At 71.1% G+C, this 16,735-nt stretch carries 12 protein-coding genes and 2 riboswitches; of the genes, 5 read left to right on the forward strand and 7 right to left on the reverse strand.

What is annotated here, in order from left to right:
* Positions 1 to 129: 129 nt before the first annotated feature.
* Positions 130 to 1,914, reverse strand: a complete 1,785-nt coding sequence (locus E4K62_RS11605) for an ABC transporter family substrate-binding protein (RefSeq protein ID WP_135067590.1) — start codon at positions 1,912 to 1,914, stop codon at positions 130 to 132.
* A gap of 180 nt (positions 1,915 to 2,094) precedes the next feature.
* Between E4K62_RS11605 and E4K62_RS11610 the strand changes: the two genes are divergently transcribed.
* Entirely contained in the window at positions 2,095 to 2,913 is an 819-nt protein-coding gene (locus E4K62_RS11610) for a CPBP family intramembrane glutamic endopeptidase (protein ID WP_135067592.1), read from the forward strand.
* A 242-nt stretch (positions 2,914 to 3,155) separates the two neighbouring features.
* A complete protein-coding gene (locus tag E4K62_RS11615; protein WP_135067594.1) occupies positions 3,156 to 4,103 on the forward strand; it encodes a hypothetical protein in 948 nt (315 codons plus the stop codon).
* A 128-nt stretch (positions 4,104 to 4,231) separates the two neighbouring features.
* On the opposite strand, the gene gcvP is transcribed toward E4K62_RS11615, so the two are convergent.
* The 4 genes from gcvP to E4K62_RS11635 form a co-directional block, all read right to left on the reverse strand.
* On the reverse strand, positions 4,232 to 7,042 hold the full coding sequence (gene gcvP / locus E4K62_RS11620) for an aminomethyl-transferring glycine dehydrogenase (protein ID WP_240742890.1): 2,811 nt from the start codon (positions 7,040 to 7,042) through the stop codon (positions 4,232 to 4,234).
* Positions 7,043 to 7,113: 71 nt separating this feature from the next.
* On the reverse strand, positions 7,114 to 7,494 hold the full coding sequence (gcvH, locus tag E4K62_RS11625) for a glycine cleavage system protein GcvH (protein WP_135067598.1): 381 nt from the start codon (positions 7,492 to 7,494) through the stop codon (positions 7,114 to 7,116).
* Positions 7,491 to 8,690, reverse strand: a complete 1,200-nt coding sequence (locus E4K62_RS11630) for a glycine cleavage system aminomethyltransferase GcvT (protein ID WP_135067600.1) — start codon at positions 8,688 to 8,690, stop codon at positions 7,491 to 7,493. The genes gcvH and E4K62_RS11630 overlap by 4 nt, the downstream gene beginning before the upstream one ends.
* Before the next feature lie 45 nt (positions 8,691 to 8,735).
* Positions 8,736 to 8,846, reverse strand: a riboswitch (glycine riboswitch).
* Positions 8,847 to 8,935: riboswitch (glycine riboswitch) on the reverse strand.
* Positions 8,936 to 9,120: 185 nt separating this feature from the next.
* On the reverse strand, positions 9,121 to 10,293 hold the full coding sequence (locus tag E4K62_RS11635; RefSeq protein WP_135067602.1) for a MarP family serine protease: 1,173 nt from the start codon (positions 10,291 to 10,293) through the stop codon (positions 9,121 to 9,123).
* A 155-nt stretch (positions 10,294 to 10,448) separates the two neighbouring features.
* On the opposite strand from E4K62_RS11635, the gene E4K62_RS11640 reads away from it, so the two are divergent.
* A complete protein-coding gene (locus E4K62_RS11640; RefSeq protein WP_135067604.1) occupies positions 10,449 to 11,390 on the forward strand; it encodes a glycosyltransferase family 2 protein in 942 nt (313 codons plus the stop codon).
* 81 nt (positions 11,391 to 11,471) lie between these two features.
* Here E4K62_RS11640 and E4K62_RS11645 read toward each other — a convergent pair whose 3' ends face one another.
* Positions 11,472 to 12,272 (reverse strand): SDR family NAD(P)-dependent oxidoreductase, encoded by an 801-nt coding sequence (locus E4K62_RS11645; protein WP_135067606.1) that lies wholly within the window; start codon positions 12,270 to 12,272, stop codon positions 11,472 to 11,474.
* Between the two features lie 94 nt (positions 12,273 to 12,366).
* Between E4K62_RS11645 and E4K62_RS11650 the strand changes: the two genes are divergently transcribed.
* Entirely contained in the window at positions 12,367 to 12,960 is a 594-nt protein-coding gene (locus tag E4K62_RS11650; RefSeq protein ID WP_135067608.1) for a TetR family transcriptional regulator, read from the forward strand.
* Positions 12,961 to 13,065: 105 nt separating this feature from the next.
* Here the strand turns inward: E4K62_RS11650 and E4K62_RS11655 are convergent, their stop codons facing one another.
* Positions 13,066 to 14,964, reverse strand: coding sequence for an ABC transporter ATP-binding protein (locus E4K62_RS11655; RefSeq protein ID WP_135071289.1), 1,899 nt, complete (start codon positions 14,962 to 14,964; stop codon positions 13,066 to 13,068).
* Between the two features lie 188 nt (positions 14,965 to 15,152).
* Between E4K62_RS11655 and E4K62_RS11660 the strand changes: the two genes are divergently transcribed.
* Entirely contained in the window at positions 15,153 to 16,652 is a 1,500-nt protein-coding gene (locus E4K62_RS11660) for an MDR family MFS transporter (RefSeq protein ID WP_135067610.1), read from the forward strand.
* Positions 16,653 to 16,735 lie beyond the last annotated feature (83 nt).

Below are 16,735 nucleotides of genomic sequence, written 5' to 3' on the forward strand. Positions count from 1 at the left end.
GCCGAGTCACGCGTTGTGCGCGCTTCGGACAGGATAGTCGCGCTCGTGGCACGAACGTGCGGGGCGCCGGAGCCCGTGGACTCCGGCGCCCCGTGGGCGCGTGTGCGCCCGGGTGTCACCTAGCGGGGATCAGCCGGCGAGGGTCCACTCCTGCGCGTTCCAGACGATGCCGGTCTGGCCACCGAAGTACTCGATGCCTTCGACCGTGCCGTTGTCTGCGAACAGACCCGGCGACTGGAAGAGGGGCAGACCGTAGAAGTCGGCGGCGGTGGCCGCGTCGATCTCGATCTTGATCTCCGACAGGCGGTCCTCGTCGAGGGTCACCTGGCTCTCGTCCACGAGCGCGTCGACCTCGGGGTTGGAGTAGAAGTTGTAGTTTCCACCACCGTTGGTCTTGAAGATCTGCGGCAGGGCGGCGTTACCGGCACCCGGCGAGACCCATCCGAAGATCGACGCGTCGTAGCTGCCGCTGCCCAGGAGCGCGCTCCAGTCGGGCGAGCCGGCGTCCTCGATGATGAAGCCCGCCTCCTGAGCCGACTGCTGGATGGCCCGGAAGCTGTCCACGCGGTTGGGGTTGTTGGTGTTGTACAGGATGCGGACCGTCGGGGTCGCACCGGCGAGGAGCGCCTTGGCGCCCTCGATGTCGGGCTCGGTGAACTGGTCGTATCCGCTCGCGGACACGGCCTCACCGTACTCGGCGTCGGTGGGCAGGAAGATCTGCGAGTTCAGCACGCCGGCCTCGGGGTTCACCGGGGTGACCATCGACTCGAGGATCTGCTGACGCGGGATCGTCTTGAGGAACGCCTCGCGAACGGCCGGGTCGGCGAAGACACCGGTGAAGTTTAGGTCGAGGTGGTCGTACGCGAGCTGGTCGCCCGGGATGACCGTGGCGTTGGCGTTTTCGAGCGCCGTCAGCGTGTCGGCCGAGGGCTGCGGCTGGATCGCGTTGACCTCGCCGTTCTGAAGAGCCGTGACCTGTGCGTTGGCGTCGCCGATGAAGCGGACGATGAGCTGGTCGTACGCCGGCGACATGTCGCCCTTGTACTCGGGGTTCTTCTCCAGCGTGATGCTGGACTCCGGGACGAAGTCGGTCACGATGAACGGACCGCTCGCGACGAGGAGGCTCTCATCCTCGGGCATCGCGGTGACGTCGTAGCCGGTGTTCCAGAACTCGGCGGCCGCCTGCAGCGTCGGGTTCGGCGCGACGGGGGCCTCCGGGTTGCCCTCGGGGAGGGTGTTGATGAGCTCGATGAACTCCTCGAGCGACACGCCGGCCTTCTCGGCGATCACGTGCGCGGGCTTGCCGATCGGGTTGACCAGCTCCCAGTCCACGAACGGCGTCTCGTAGGTCAGCGTCATCGACATGTTGTCTTCGCTGATCTCGGGGAACGAGGTGGTGTCCAGACCCGCCGTGCTGCCGGCGAGGGTGAAGTACTGCGTGCCGCCGTTGGTCGAGTCGCCCGTGGCGGGGTCGATGATCGCGTCGTCGAACCATCCGGAGTCGATGACCCAGTTCACGAGCATGTCATCGGCGGTGATGGGCTCGCCGTCGCTCCAGGTGAGGCCCTCGTTGAGGGTGTACTCGACCGTCAGCGGGTCGTCGGAGATCTTCTCGAAGGTGCCGAAGTCCTCGTTGGGCAGGACGGAGTAGTCGGAGTCGAGGCGCTGGAAGCCACCGAGTCCGAGATCTCCGCTGACGCCGGTGAGGTACCCGATCATGCCGTTGGTGTCGAGGTTGGCGTCGGGGGTGTCGCCGTTGAACGACGTGAACGCGTTCGTCGTGGCGATCGTGATGGTGCCGCCGTCGGACGCGGTCTCCTCGTCCGTCCCACCGCTGGTGGTGCAGCCGGCGAGCGCGAGAGCCGCCACTGCGACACCTGCCCCTGCCGTCAAGGCGCGCTTGCGCCATGTCATTCCTGACACATTTCCTCCTGTGCAAAGGGTGATGCGCCCGCCCAGGCAGCGATGCCCATTCCGGGGGGCGCGGATAGGGAAACGATAAGGACGGGTGCAGGGTTGGTCAAAACTCCTGTGGAAAACGTTACAGACCCTTAATTCGCGAGGAACGAAGTGTGGCAATCTGACAAGGTGCGGATGTCCGACCCGCGGATCGCCGCGACTTTCCCCCCGCCGCTGCCGGTCTCCGCGCGCGCAGACCGTGTGAGGCTGTGCTGGGAGGTCGGCCTCGTCCTCGCGGTGAGCGTGGGCCAGTCGGCGCTGTACTCGGTGCTGTCCCTCATCCGCGCGTCGCTTCGCACGACCCCGATCGGCCAGCAGCAGACGCAGCTGAACCCCGCTCGCGACGCCGAGGCGCTGTGGGATGTGCTGTACCGGTTCCTCGACATCGCCTTCTCCCTCGCGATCGTCGGACTCGTGATCTACCTCCTGTGGGAGCCGGGTCGCAGCGCCCTGCAGCGCATCGGCCTGGACTTCCGCCGGTTCGGGGGCGACCTCGGCCGGGCCGCGGTGCTCATGGCGGTCATCGGCGTCCCCGGGCTCGCGCTGTACGCCGCATCCCGCCTGCTGGGGCTGAACGTCGCCGTCGTCGCCTCCCCACTGGACTCGGCGTGGTGGGTCGTGCCCCTGCTGGTGCTCTCGGCGCTGCGGGCGGGGCTGACCGAGGAGATCATCTTCCTCGGCTACCTCTTCGACCGGCTCCGACGACTGGGGTGGTCGTGGTGGGGCATCATCCTCACCACCGCCGCCCTGCGCGGCGCGTACCACGCATACCAGGGCGTCGGCGCGATCGTCGGGAACTTCGCGATGGGCCTCGTCTTCGGGTGGTGCTACCGCCGGTGGGGCCGCGTGATGCCGCTCGTGATCGCCCACACCCTGATCGACATCGTCGCGTTCGTCGGCTATCCGCTGGCCGCCGCCCTGTGGCCCGCCGTCTTCGCCCCGCCCTCCCCCTGACCCTCCCCCGCCGTCCCGCCCGCCCGCCCGCACCATCCGCGCGGCCTGCGGCCACACCATCCGCGAGACTGCACGCCACCGGCGAGACAGCGGCTTTATGTCGCGGTCTCGCCGGTGCGGTGCAGTGTCGCGGGGACGCGAGGCGTCGCGGCCCGGCCTGCACAGGGCGCGCCGTGGGGGCGGCTGTCCACAGAACGTCGGCGCGGCGGCAGGGAAGGCGGGCCGGAGCAGAGGGTGGCCGGATGACAGACGTGATGCCGCTCCTGACGAGCCCGATCCCCCTCATCCACGCGCGGGATGCTCCGCACACGACGCGAGCCGTGCGGGCCGGCGAGCTCGTGCCGGTGCTGCGCGGCGTGTATGCGCCCGCGGCGGATTGGGCGCGCTTGGCTCCGTGGGAGCGGCACCTCGCACGCGTCCACGCGCTGGTGCTGCTGCGGCCGGACGATCCGGCGTGCCTGGAGTCGGCGGCGGCGCTGCACGGCCTGCCGATCTTCGGCGATCCGGGAACCGTCCATGTGATCGCATCCGCCGACGCGACCTCGCGGCTCATCGGCGGGGTGCAGACGCACACGACGCGGGATGCCCGGGAGATCGGCACCGTGGGCGGCGCGCTCCTGACCGGACTGGTCGACACGGTGATCGACATCGCGCGCGTGCGCCATCCGGCGATCGCCCTCGCCACGGCGGATGCGGCCCTGCGCCGAGACCCGTCGCTCACCGTGGAGGCGCTGGTGGCGGCGAATGAATCCCGCTCGTCCACGCGCGGCCGGCGCCATGCACGCTGGGCGCTGCACCGGGCGTCTGCCCTGCCGGAGTCTCCGTTGGAGTCCATCGACCGGGCGGTGATCGAGTGGCTGGGATTCCCCGAGCCGGAACTGCAGGTGCACATCGGCGATGACCGCGTCGACAAGTGGTGGGCCGACCGCGCCGTGGCCGGTGAGAGCGATGGCGACCTCAAGTACGACGGCCGGTTCGGCGACCCGCTCACCGCGTTGCGGGAGCGGCACCGGCGGGACGCGCGGCTGTTCCGCCACGGTGCCCGCGCGGTACCGCACTGGGGCTGGTCGGAGGCGCTGGCCGCCGATCCGCTCGACTCGCTCCTCCGCTCGGCGGGGCTGCGCAGCATCCGTCCCCGCGAGCACGCGCCGCTGTTCTCCCTTCAGCGCGCCCTGTCCCGCCCCCGTTGACCCCGCCCCGTGGACCCCGCTCGCCCGCGAGACTGCGCGCCACCGGCCAGACCGCGACATTATGTCGAGGTCTCGTCGGGTGCGTGCAGTCTCGCGGTAGGGGCGGTAGGGGCCGGGGCCGGGCGGGGTCAGGCGAAGGCCTCGGGTGGGGGGCAGGCGCACACGAGGTTGCGGTCGCCGTAGGCCTGGTCGACGCGGCGTACGGGGGGCCAGTACTTCGTCCGGACGAGGGACCGCACGGGGTAGACCGCCTGCTCGCGGGAATACGGATGCGTCCACTCGCCGCTCACGACCGACTCGGCCGTGTGCGGGGCATTGGTCAGCGGATTGTCGTCGGCGGGCCAGTCCCCCGCCGCCACCGCGTGCGCCTCCGTGTGGATCGCGATCATCGCCTCGACGAACCGGTCGAGCTCACCGAGGTCCTCCGACTCGGTCGGCTCGACCATGAGCGTCCCGGCGACGGGGAACGACATCGTGGGCGCGTGGAAGCCGTAGTCGATGAGCCGCTTGGCGACGTCGTCGACCGTGACGCCGGTCTCCTCCCGCAGCGGACGCAGGTCGAGGATGCACTCGTGCGCGACGAGCCCACCCTCCCCCGCGTACAGCACGGGGTAGTGCTCGCGCAGGCGCGCGGCGATGTAGTTCGCGGCGAGGACGGCGGATGCGGTGGCCTCCCGCAGCCCGTCGGCTCCCATCATCCGCACGTACGCCCACGAGATCGGCAGGATGCCCGCCGACCCGTGCGGAGCGGCAGACACCGGCCCGCCGTCGAAGACGCCCCCCGCATGGTCGGCGCGCTGGGAGAAGGGATGCGACGGCAGGTGCGGCGCGAGGTGCGCCTTGGCCGCGACGGGCCCGACGCCGGGCCCGCCTCCCCCGTGCGGGATCGCGAACGTCTTGTGCAGGTTCAGGTGCGACACGTCGCCGCCGAGATCGCCGAACCGCGCGTAACCGAGCAGGGCGTTGAGGTTCGCGCCGTCGACGTACACCTGGCCGCCGGCGTCGTGCACGGCCTGCGTGATCTCCAGCACGTCGTGCTCGTAGACGCCGTGCGTGGACGGGTAGGTGATCATGAGCGCCGAAAGCTCGTCGGCGTGCGCGGCGATCTTCGCGCGCAGATCGTCGACGTCGACGTTGCCGGCCTCGTCGCACGCCACCACGACGACGCGCATGCCGGCCAGCACGGCGGATGCGGCGTTGGTGCCGTGCGCGGAGGACGGGATGAGGCATACGACGCGGTCGAGGTCGCCGTTGGCGCGGTGGTACCCGCGGATGGCGAGGAGCCCGGCGAGCTCGCCCTGGGATCCGGCGTTGGGCTGCAGCGACACCGCGTCATAGCCCGTGACCTCGGCCAGCCACCGCTCGAGCTGCTCGATGAGCGCGAGGTATCCCCGCACGTCGTCCTCCGGCGCGAACGGGTGGACGCGGGAGAACTCGGGCCACGACACCGCCGCCATCTCGGTGGCCGAGTTCAGCTTCATCGTGCACGAGCCGAGCGGGATCATCCCGCGATCCAGCGCATAGTCGCGGTCGGCGAGCTGCTTCAGGTAGCGCATCATCGCCGTCTCGCTGCGATGGGCGGAGAACACCGGATGCGTGAGGTAGGCGTCCTCGCGACGCAGCCCGTCGGGCACGGCCCGCACCGGATCGGCCGTGGCGTAGTCCAGGCGCCGGTCGCCGGTCTCGGGCAGCCCGAACGCGGCGGCGACGGCGGCGAGATCTGCGGCGGTGGTCGTCTCGTCGACCGAGACCCCGACGGTGGTGTCGTCGACCCACAGCAGCTGGTAGCCGCGGTCGCGGGCCCGGCGCACGACGTCTCCGGCGCGTCCGGGCACGGAGACCCGGATCGTGTCGAAGAACGCGTCCGAGGCCAGCGCGAAGTCGTACCCGCGCAGGGCGTCGGCGAGGGACTCGGCCTTGCGGGCGACGTCGGTCGCGATCGCGCGGATCCCCTCGGCGCCGTGATAGACGGCGTACATCGCCGCCATGACGGCCAGCAGCACCTGGGCGGTGCAGATGTTGGACGTGGCCTTCTCGCGGCGGATGTGCTGCTCGCGCGTCTGCAGCGACAGGCGGTAGGCGGGGTGGCCCGCGGCATCCTGCGACACTCCGACCAGGCGCCCCGGGAGCTGCCGCTCCAGCCCTGCGCGGACGGCGAGGTAGCCGGCGTGCGGACCGCCGAAACCCAGCGGCACGCCGAAACGCTGCGTCGTGCCCACCGCGACGTCGGCGCCCAGCGACCCCGGTGAGCGCAGCAGGGCGAGCGCGAGCAGATCCGCGGCCACCACGACGAGCCCGCCCTGTCCGTGCACCTCCTCGATGACCGCCGACGGATCCCACACGCGCCCCGAGGCACCCGGGTACTGGATGAAGGCCCCGAACGCCTCGACGGGAGCGTCGCCGGCCCCCGCGAAGCCCACTTCGCGCAGCTCGATCCCGACCGCCGCAGCGCGATGACGAAGCAGCGCCTTCGTCTGCGGCAGCGCGTCGGCGTCCACGAGGAAGACGTTCGAAGCCGATCGCGTGGCACGCCGCACCAGCAGCATCCCCTCCACGACGGCGGTGGCCTCATCCAGCATCGACGCGTTCGCCGTGGCGAGGCCGGTGAGGTCGGCGACCATCGTCTGGAAGTTGATGAGCGCCTCCAGGCGCCCCTGCGAGATCTCCGGCTGGTAGGGCGTGTAGGCGGTGTACCACGACGGGTTCTCCAGCACGTTGCGCGCGATCACCGACGGCGTGAGGGTGTCGTAGTACCCGAGCCCGATCATGGGCCGCGCGGTGCGGTTCTGCGCCGCCAGCTCGCGCAGTTCGGCGAGCGCTTCGGCCTCGCTCGCGGCGGCGGGGATGTCGCTCGTGGGGCGCTCGTGCACCTGGATGCCGGCGGGCACGGCGGTGCGCAGGAGGTCGTCGACGCTGTCGTAGCCGAGCACATCGAGCATGCGGCGCTGGGCGGTGGCGTCGGTGCCGATGTGCCGATCGGCGAAGCGCGCGACGCCGGAGGTTGCGCCGTTCACGCGTCGCCGCCGGTGAGCGCGACATAGGCGGCGCGGTCGAGCGTGCCGGCAGGCTCCGATTCGACCCGGATCTTCACGAGCCATCCCCGTCCGTACGGGTCGCTGTTGACGATCGAGGGGTCCTCGACGACGGCATCGTTGACGGCGACGACCGATCCGGTCAAGGGTGCGTAGAGCTCTCCGACCGACTTCGTCGACTCGATCTCGCCGCACACCTCCCCGGCGCGCACGGCGGAGTCGGCGGCCGGGAGGTCGACGAACACGACGTCGCCGAGCTGGTCGGCGGCGTAATCGGTGATCCCCACGGTGGCGATGTCGCCGTCCACGGCGATCCACTCGTGCTCGGCGGTGTACATGAGGGCGTCGAGATCGGTCATTGCTTCCTCCGGTAGAACGGCAGTGCGGTCACGGTGGCGGGGATGCGGGTCCCCCGGACATCGAGGGTGAGTTCGGTGCCGGATGCGGCGACCGGCGGGGCGACGAAGGCCATCGCGATGGGGTGCCCGAGGGTCGGGCTGAGGGCGCCGCTGGTCACTTCCCCCACCCGGGTATCGCCGTCGTACACGGCGTAGCCGGCGCGTCCGGCGCGGCGGCCCTCGCTGACGAGCCCGACGAGAACCGGAGCATCCGGATCCGGGGCGGCGCCCTTGCCCACGAAATCGGCCTTGTCAGCGGCGACCACCCGGCCGAGCCCGGCCTGGGCCGGATGGATGCTGCGCCCGAGCTCGTGCCCGTACAGCGGCATGCCCGCCTCCAGTCGCAGGGTGTCGCGGGCGGCGAGGCCCGCGGGCACGAGGCCCACCGACTCCCCCGCGGCCAGCAGCGCGTCCCAGAGGCCGGCGGCGCCGGCGGCGGGCAGGAGGAGCTCGAAACCGTCCTCGCCGGTGTAGCCGGTGCGGGCGATGAAGAGGTCGGCGTCGCGCCACCGGGCAGCGCGTCCGGCGTAGGAGGGCAGGTCGGCGAGCTCCCACGGGAGCCGGGGTTCCCCCGCCCGCCGCGCCGGCTCGGTGAGGTCGAGGTCGGGGAGCGCCGCGAGGATGTCGCAGGCGCGCGGTCCCTGCACGGCGATCAGGGCGGTCTGGTCGGTCAGGTCTTCGACGTGCGGAGCTTCCGCGCCGGGAATGCCCGCCCACGTGCCGTCGACGGGGCCGTCGAGGAACGGCAGGATGCGGGGCCACGCCGCTTGCGCGTCGGCGAACGCGCCCGCCACCGCGTCCCGGTTGCCCGCGTTGGCGATGACGAGGAAGTACTCCTCCCCGGTGCGGTAGACGATCACGTCGTCGACGATGCCGCCGTCCTCGGCGAGGACGAGCGAGTACTTGGCCTTCCCGATCGGCACCGCCGAGATCCGTCCCGCCAGCACATAGTCGAGGAAGTCCGCGGCCCGGCCGCCGTGCACCCAGAACTCGGCCATGTGCGAGATGTCGAACAGGCCGGCCGATTGCCGTACGGCGTGGTGCTCGGCGAGGTCGGAGCTGTAGCGGACGGGCATGAGCCAGCCACCGAAATCCGTGAAGGACGCACCCAGCGCTTCGTGGCGGTCGTGCAGCGGAGTCGTGCGGGGGCCTGGCATGAGTTCTCCCGTTCGCGTGCGGGTAGACACCCGATGGTGTCTGGGAACTCCCCCTCTGTCGTAGGCCTGAGAGTTTCGTCGCCTCATCCAGCGGATGCGGCGGCTTTCACCGTCGGCGGACCGGGGCGGTGCATCCCGATCGCTTTCCAGAGTGGCCTGACCCGCGCGGTACGCGGACCTGAGAGATTGGCGGGGAGGCTTGCTCCTTCGGTGCCCGGTGACCGGGGCTCTCCCGCGAGGGTCGTGGCCGATGTTCGATTGTCAGCCGGAGCCGGCGGCCGCCCGGAGGCGGGACGCGCGGCCAGCATAGCGCGCACGGTCGTCGGGCGACATGGAGGCGCCGGCCCAGGTGGGACCTCGGGACTCGCCGCTCCCGGTGACCACCACGTCAGCCCGGCGTCATGGCCGGAGCCGTGACGGGCGCGCCGCCTCAGCGCCGGCAGGAGCCGGAGGGGACAGCCGCGTCGAACGCGTCGAGCTGGGCGAGCACGGGGTTCAGCTCCGCCGGCGTCATCGCGTAGCCGAGGTCCTCACCGACGTCGGAGCGGGCGAAGACGACACCTGCCACGCGGCCGTCGGGAGTGAGCACGGGACCCCCGGAGTTGCCGGGCTGCACGGTCGCGGCCAGCGCGTAGATCTCGCGCAGCGCGGCGGAGGAGTCGGAGATGTCGGGAACGGCCACGGTGCCCACCGACACCACCTGCGCCGCGCCGGAGGTGAACGGCCCGCCGTGCGGGTAGCCCTGCACGACCGCGGCGTCGCCGACGGCCAGGGTGGGGGCCACGGTGAGGGGCTCGGCGCCGAGATCGTCCACGGCCACGACGGCCAGATCGTCGATGGGGTCGAAGTACACGACACGTCCATCGCGCGCCGCCTCGCCGGGCAGCTCCACCACCGGCTGGGTCACGCCCGCCACCACGTGCGCGTTGGTCACGACGAGGTCGGGCGAGACGGCGAAGCCTGTGCCGCTGGCGGTGATGCCGCATGCGTACGCGACGCCGGTGATCTTGGCCACCGACTGCGCGGCGCGGGTCAGAGACGGGTCATCCAGGGCGACGTCGGGGGCCTCCGGTGTGACGACCGGCTCGAGGAGCCGGCCCAGGGTGGGCAGCCCCTCGTCGAACACCGATCCGCGCAGCTGCGCCAGCGCGGCGCGTACGGGGGCGGGGGTGCCGGCATCGATCGTGCGCAGCACTGCGGAGGACGCCAGCGCGCTGGAGACGACGGGGGTTCCGGTGGAGACGAGCGCCCCGCCAACGAACGAGATCGCCAGCACCGCCGCCACGAGGTTCACCGCGGCGCCCAGGAGCCGCTCGGGGATGCGCAGGCGCATGCGGTCGACGCCGCGCCGCAGCATCCGTCCCACCGCCGATCCGATCGCCGCGCCCGCCAGCAGGAGGAAGATGCCGGCGCCGGCCACCGCGAGCGTGCGCCATCCGGCCACGGGCACCCAGCGCCCCACGACCGGCATGAGCCAGTACGCGGCGAGGGCGCCGACGGCCAGGCCCGCGAACAGCCCGACGCTGGCGAGCAGCCCGCGGCGCAGTCCCACGACGACCGCGATCACGAGCAGCACGATCAGCAGGACGTCCACGAGCAGCACGGGTTCACGCTAGGGCGACACCCTGGGAGACCCCCGACGACGACGACGCTCGGTCCGCATCCGAGGGCCCGCGTCGGTCGACGCAACGGGGGCCGAGCGCGACCGTCGCAGTGCGACGCGCTGGCGGCATCGGTGGCGGCGGTACGATCGGGCGCGTGAGCGCGATCACCGTCATCGTGCCGGGGCACGACGTCCAGTCCTACGCCCAGGAGGCGCTGGACTCCCTCGTCGCGCAGACCCGCACCGACTGGACCGCGGTCCTCGTCGACGACGCCTCCACGGATGCCACGGGCGAGCTCTTCGCCGCGGCGGCCGCCGCCGACCCGCGCTTCCGTGTCGTGCGGCACGACACCCGTCGCGGCCTCGCCGCCGCGCGCAACACCGGCCTCGACCTCGTCGACACGCCCCTCCTCGGCTTCCTCGACGCCGACGATCGGCTGCGTCCGCACGCCCTGGAGCGGCTCATCGGCGCGCTGGATGAATCCGGGAGCGACTTCGCCGTCGGGGCGTACGTCCGCTTGCGTCCCGACGGGGTCGGCGGGTATGCCGCGGGCGCCGTGCAGCCGTGGGTGGCGGCGGCGACGACCCCGGCGCGCACCGCGACGACGCTCGCCGAGCACCCCGGTGCATCCGCCAACATCGTGGCGTGGTCGAAGGTGACCCGCACGGAGTTCTGGCACCGGGCGGGTCTGCGCTTCCCCGACGGGCGCCTGTATGAGGACCAGGTGGTCGCGCAGCAGATGTACGCCCGTGCCCGCGCGTTCGACGTCGTGCCCGACGTGGTCGTGGAGTGGCGCGAGCGCGCCGACGGCACCTCGATCACCCAGGGCCGGCACGCCCTCCCCGTGCTGCAGGAGTACCTCGCGGCCATGCGCGGCGGGATCGACGTGCTCGAGGCCGCGGGGATGCACGCGGCCGTGCAGCATCGCGTGCGCCTGATCCTCGCGATGGACGTTCCTCCGCTCGTGCAGATCGCCCGCACGCACCGCGACGACGCCTACCGGCGTGCGCTGGGGGCGTTCGTCCGCGACATCCACGCGCTGTCGGCCCCGTCCGCCCCGCCGCCGCCTCCGGTCGCCGCCGCCCTGCTCTGGTAGCCCGCTTCGCCGACAGTGCACCGTCCCGGCGAACCCGCACCATATCCGGTGCACTCTCGCCGGGAGGGTGCACTTTCGCCGTCACGCGGCGCGGGCGGTGATCCTTCCCATGAGCATCACGGCGTGCCGCCGGCTCAGGATTCGCGCCAGCGCCGCCGCAGCCCGGTTGCGCCGCCCCGAGATGACACTGGGCTCCGGCGCTCCGGCATCCAGCGCCCGCATCGCCGCCCGGACGACCTCCTGAGGCGTCTGACGCTGCGCTCCCCCGTCGGCGGCATCGTTGCCGAGCACCTCGAAGAACTCCGTCTGCGTCGCTCCGGGCGACAGCGCGAAAACCTGCAGACCGCTACCGCGATATTCGAACCAGAGCGCCTCGGTGAAGTGCAGCACGAACGCCTTGCTGGCCGCATAGACGGCCATCCGGGGGCCGGGCAGGTAGGCGGCCATGCTGGCGACATTGATCAGGAAACCACGGCCGCGCCCGCGCATGTCCTCGATGAAGGTGCGGCTGATATCGACCACGGCGGAGATGTTCAGCGCGATCTCATCCTGCAGTCTCACACCGTCTTCGTCGTGGAACGGACCCTCCGTGCCGAAGCCGGCGTTGTTGATGACGCTCGTGACCGTGATGCTCCGCGCTGCCAGCACGTCGCGGAGCTGCGCGCCGGCCTGCGGACGACTGAGGTCGGCCTGAAGGGGCGTCACGCGCACGCCGTGGGCCGTCGTGAGTTCCGCCGCGAGAGCTTCCAGGCGGTCTCCGCGCCGAGCCACCAGGACGAGGTCGGCGCCGCGCGCGGCGAGCCGGCGGGCGAATTCGGCGCCGATGCCGGAGCTGGCGCCCGTGATCAGCACGCGCTCGGTGCGATAGTCGACAGCGCTCATGGCCCTCCGATCGTGGATATGTCCTGACAGTCAATGCGTTTATGGCAGCGTCTGTCAAGAATGTCTCTCCACGTCACGTGATTAGGATGGCGACATGCCTGAATCCGCGGTCAAGAGCCTCCGAGAGCGGGCCCGCGACGGTGCGCGCGAGCACATCGCGACCGAAGCGATGCGTCTGTTCCTCGAGCAGGGATTCGACGCGACGACGATCGACCAGATCGCGGCGGCCGCGGGCATATCGCCGCGCTCGTTCTTCCGCTACTTCTCCACGAAGGAGGACGTCGTCCTGGGCGGACTGTCGTCGCAGGGCGAGGCGATCCGCGATGCGCTGGAATCCCGCCCTGCGGAGGAAGGTCCATGGGAGGCACTGCGCGCAGCACTGCTGACGCTGCGTCCCCTCGGCCGCACGCGTGAGGAGCAACTGGCCATCGGGCGGATGATCCACGAGACGCCGTCGCTGCGCGCCCGCAGCATCGAGAAGCACCTCGGCTGGCAACGCCTGTTCGTTCCCGACGTCAAGCGGCGACTCGGCATCCCCTCGCAGGACCACGACGATCCTCGCGCCCACGCCATCGTCGCCTGCGTACTCACGTGCCTCGATGTCGTGGGCGAGTTCTGGACTCGCGGTGACGGCCGAGAGGACATCGCCGACCTCTGGGACCGCGCCGTCTCCGCAGTGCGCAGCTGACCACGCGTTACGCCCAGAGTGCCTCACCCCGGCGAATCCGCACCACATCCGGTGCACTCTCGCCGGGGTGGTGCACTTCCGCGGCACGGCGGCGCGGCGGGCGGGTCAGGACTCGGCGGCGGATTCCTCGGTGAGGATGCGGCTGGCTGCGAGCTGCTCGGCGGCCAGGCTCGCATACAGCCCCTCGCGCGCGAGCAGTTCGGCGTGCGTGCCCGACTCCACGATGCGGCCGGCGTCCACGACGTGGATGACGTCGGCTCCGATCACGGTGGACAGCCGATGCGCGATCGTGAGGGTCGTGCGGCCGCGCGCGGCGGCATCCAGCGCCTCCTGCACGATGCGCTCGGACACGGTGTCCAGCGCACTGGTGGCCTCGTCCAGCAGGAGCACGGGCGGGTCCTTCAGCAGCACGCGGGCGATCGCGATGCGCTGCTTCTCCCCGCCGGACAGGCGATACCCCCGCTCGCCCACGATCGTGTCGTAGCCGCGCTCGAAGCCGGCGATGACGTGATGGATGTTCGCCGCCCGGCAGGCTTCCTCCAGCTGCGCGTCGGTGGCGTCGGGCTTGGCGTAGCGGAGGTTGTCGCGGATCGTGGCGTGGAAGAGATACGTCTCCTGCGACACGATGCCGATCTCATCGATGATCGACGCCTGCTGGAGCCGCCGCACATCCGCGCCGGCGAACAGCACGGATCCCTCTGATGCCTCGTACAACCGCGGCGTGAGGTACAGGATCGTCGTCTTCCCCGCCCCGGAAGGCCCGACGAAGGCGACGTGCGAGCCGGGCTCGGCGACGAACGAGACGCCGTGGAGGGTCGCACGGGTCTCCGCCGAGGCATCCGGGTAGCGGAACACGACGTCGCGGAACTCGATGCGTCCGAGCGGACCGGGGGCGTCCGCGACGGCGATGGCGTCGGGCGCGTCGCGGATCGCCGGCACCAGGTCGAGGTACTCGAAGATGCGGGCGAACAGGGCCGCGGAGGTCTGCAGGTCGAGCGAGACGCGCATGAGGCCCATGAGCGGCATGAGCAGCCGGGCCTGCACGGTCGTGAACGCCACGATCGTGCCGGCGGTGATGGTGTCGACACCGCCGGTCACGAGGTATCCCGCGACCAGGTAGATGAGCGCCGGAACGCTGGACACGATCACCTGCACGACGGCGAAGAACCCCTGGCCGCTCATCGCGCGCCGCACCTGCAGGCGCACCTGATTGACGTTCTCGGTGGCGAACCGCTCCGACTCCGTGCGCTGGCGGTTGAACGACTTGGACAGCAGGATGCCCGACACGCTGAGGGTCTCCTGCGTGATGGAGGTCAGCTCGCTCAGCGACTCCTGGGTCTCCCCCGCGATGCGCGCCCGCACCTGCCCGACGCGCCGCTGCACGAGGATCAGCACCGGCATCATCACGACCGCGATGATCGTGAGCCGCCAGTCGATGAGGATCATCGCCACGAGAGAGGCCACCACCGTGACCGCGTTGCCCAGGATGCTGGTGACGGTGTTGGTCAGCACGCCCGACACCCCGCCGACATCGTTCTGCAGGCGCGACTGGATGACGCCGGTCTTGGTGCGCGTGAAAAAGCCCAGCTCCATCGCCTGCAAGTGGTCGAACAGGCGCACGCGCAGGTCGCCGGTGACGCGGTTTCCGACGGTGGAGGTCAGCCACGTCTGGACGACCCCGAGAACGGCCGAGAGCAGGAACAGCCCGATCATGATCGCCACGAGGCGCAGCAGCAGCGCAAGGTCAGGCGATCCGCCATCGACGGGGAAGAGTGCGTCGTCGAAGATCCGTTGCACCAACAGCGGGGGGATGACCGCGACCGCGGCGCCGGCGATGACGAGGATCGCCGTCACGATGATGCGCCCCCGGTACGGGCGGAAGAGCTCCACCACGCGCCTGCCCAGGTGCGCGACGCGCGGCGCCTGCGCGTTCAGACGACGCTGGGCCTGGATGTCGACCCCGCGGAACGCGGCGCCGCCGCCACCAGCGCCCCGGCCACCCATACTCATGCGAGCCAGCCTATGTCGGTGCGCCCGGGCCCCGGGCTAGGGTGGCAGGTCGGGGCCGGACGCCGGGACGCGCACGCACGCGGCCCGATGGGGGAATACCACGTCGGAGGCCACCGTTATCGTCGCTTGCCACCGCCGGGGCTGGCGACCTGGCTTTCCCCAAGAACTCTCGAGGAGCACCCGTGGCCGCCACTGACACCGACAGCATCCGCCTTCCGGCGCCGCCCGCGGAGATCACCCCGCAAGAGAGCCGCGTCATCTGGCTCCTGCTCGTGGCGGCGTTCGTCGCGATCCTCAACGAGACGACGATGGGCGTGGCGATCCCGAGCCTCATCGTCGACCTCGGCATCACCGCTGTTGCGGCGCAGTGGCTGACGACGGCTTTCATGCTCACGATGGCGGTGGTCATCCCCATCACGGGGTTCCTCCTGCAGCGATTCACCACGCGGCAGGTGTTCATCGCGGCGATGACGCTGTTCTCGCTGGGGACGCTCGCCGCCTTCCTCTCCCCCGGCTTCCCCGCGCTCGTTGCAGCACGCGTCATCCAGGCGTCGGGCACGGCGATCATGATGCCCCTGCTGATGACGACGCTCATGACGATCGTGCCGGCGCACCAGCGCGGCCGGATGATGGGCCGCGTCAGCATCGTGATGGCCCTCGCTCCCGCCATCGGACCCACCATGTCGGGCATCATCCTGGACACCCTGGGCTGGCACTGGAACTTCGGCATCATGCTGCCGATCGCCCTGGTCGCGCTGTTCGTGGGCGCACGGTGGATCACGAACCTCGGCGAGACGCGCAAGGCGCCGATCGACGTGCCCTCCGTGATCCTGTCGGCGTTCGGGTTCGGCGGCCTCGTCTTCGGCCTGAGCCAGATCGGCGGGGGCGGGCATTCCGGACCGGGTGCGGCAGCGGCGGATGCGATGTCCACGACGACCCTCGTGGTCTCCCTCGTCATCGGTGCCGTCGGTCTCGCCCTGTTCGTGTGGCGCCAGCTGGTCAAGCAGCGCTCGGACTCCGCGCTGCTGGATCTGCGGGTCTTCCGCTCGACGAACTTCTCGCTCTCGGTGGCGCACCTGGGCATCATGTCGATGGCCTTCTTCGGGGCGATCACCCTCCTGCCGCTGTATCTGCAGGACGTACGGGGGGTCTCGGCGCTGGAGACGGGATTGATCATCCTGCCCGGTTCGCTCGCGATGGGCTTCGCCGGCCCGCTGATCGGCCGCGTCTACGACCGGTGGGGCACCCGCGTGCTCCTGATCCCCGGTTCCATCATCACGAGCGGGATGCTGTGGATGTACACCACGGTCGGGGCGACCACCCCGATCTGGCTGATCGTCGTGCTGCAGTCGATCCTGTCGCTGGGTCTGGCGATGTCGTTCACCCCGCTGTTCACGGCGTCGCTGGCCTCACTCCAGCCGCGGTTCTACTCCTACGGCTCCGCCGTGGTGGGCACCGTGCAGCAGGTGGCCGGCGCGGCCGGGATCGCGTTGCTGATCACGGTCATGTCCTCGGCAAGCGCCGCCTCGGGAGCCGCCGGCACGGTCGACGAGCAGGGCACCCAGACGGCGTACCTGATCGCCGCGCTGCTGTCGCTGCCGACGATCCTCGGCGCCTTCCTCATCCGCAAGCCGGCCGACGATCCCGCTGCGCCGCGCGGCGACGCTCCGATCGCGCACTGACTCCGAGGTAGCGCGGTCGCGTCGCAGCCGCAACCCCCGGCGGCGGCTCGGCCGTTCTTCCTAGCGTGGAGACACCGAACGAA

Origin of the sequence: Microbacterium wangchenii (assembly GCF_004564355.1) — a bacterium.
Lineage (GTDB): Bacteria > Actinomycetota > Actinomycetes > Actinomycetales > Microbacteriaceae > Microbacterium > Microbacterium wangchenii.

Excerpts from the sequence above, each read along its gene's own strand:
- E4K62_RS11605 (WP_135067590.1), bottom strand. The coding sequence starts at position 1,914 with ATGACATGGCGCAAGCGCGCCTTGACGGCAGGGGCAGGTGTCGCAGTG.
- E4K62_RS11610 (WP_135067592.1), top strand. The coding sequence starts at position 2,095 with ATGTCCGACCCGCGGATCGCCGCGACTTTCCCCCCGCCGCTGCCGGTC.
- E4K62_RS11615 (WP_135067594.1), top strand. The coding sequence starts at position 3,156 with ATGACAGACGTGATGCCGCTCCTGACGAGCCCGATCCCCCTCATCCAC.
- gcvP (WP_240742890.1), bottom strand. The coding sequence starts at position 7,042 with ATGCTCGATGTGCTCGGCTACGACAGCGTCGACGACCTCCTGCGCACC.
- gcvH (WP_135067598.1), bottom strand. The coding sequence starts at position 7,494 with ATGACCGATCTCGACGCCCTCATGTACACCGCCGAGCACGAGTGGATC.
- E4K62_RS11630 (WP_135067600.1), bottom strand. The coding sequence starts at position 8,690 with ATGCCAGGCCCCCGCACGACTCCGCTGCACGACCGCCACGAAGCGCTG.
- E4K62_RS11645 (WP_135067606.1), bottom strand. The coding sequence starts at position 12,272 with ATGAGCGCTGTCGACTATCGCACCGAGCGCGTGCTGATCACGGGCGCC.
- E4K62_RS11650 (WP_135067608.1), top strand. The coding sequence starts at position 12,367 with ATGCCTGAATCCGCGGTCAAGAGCCTCCGAGAGCGGGCCCGCGACGGT.
- E4K62_RS11655 (WP_135071289.1), bottom strand. The coding sequence starts at position 14,964 with ATGGGTGGCCGGGGCGCTGGTGGCGGCGGCGCCGCGTTCCGCGGGGTC.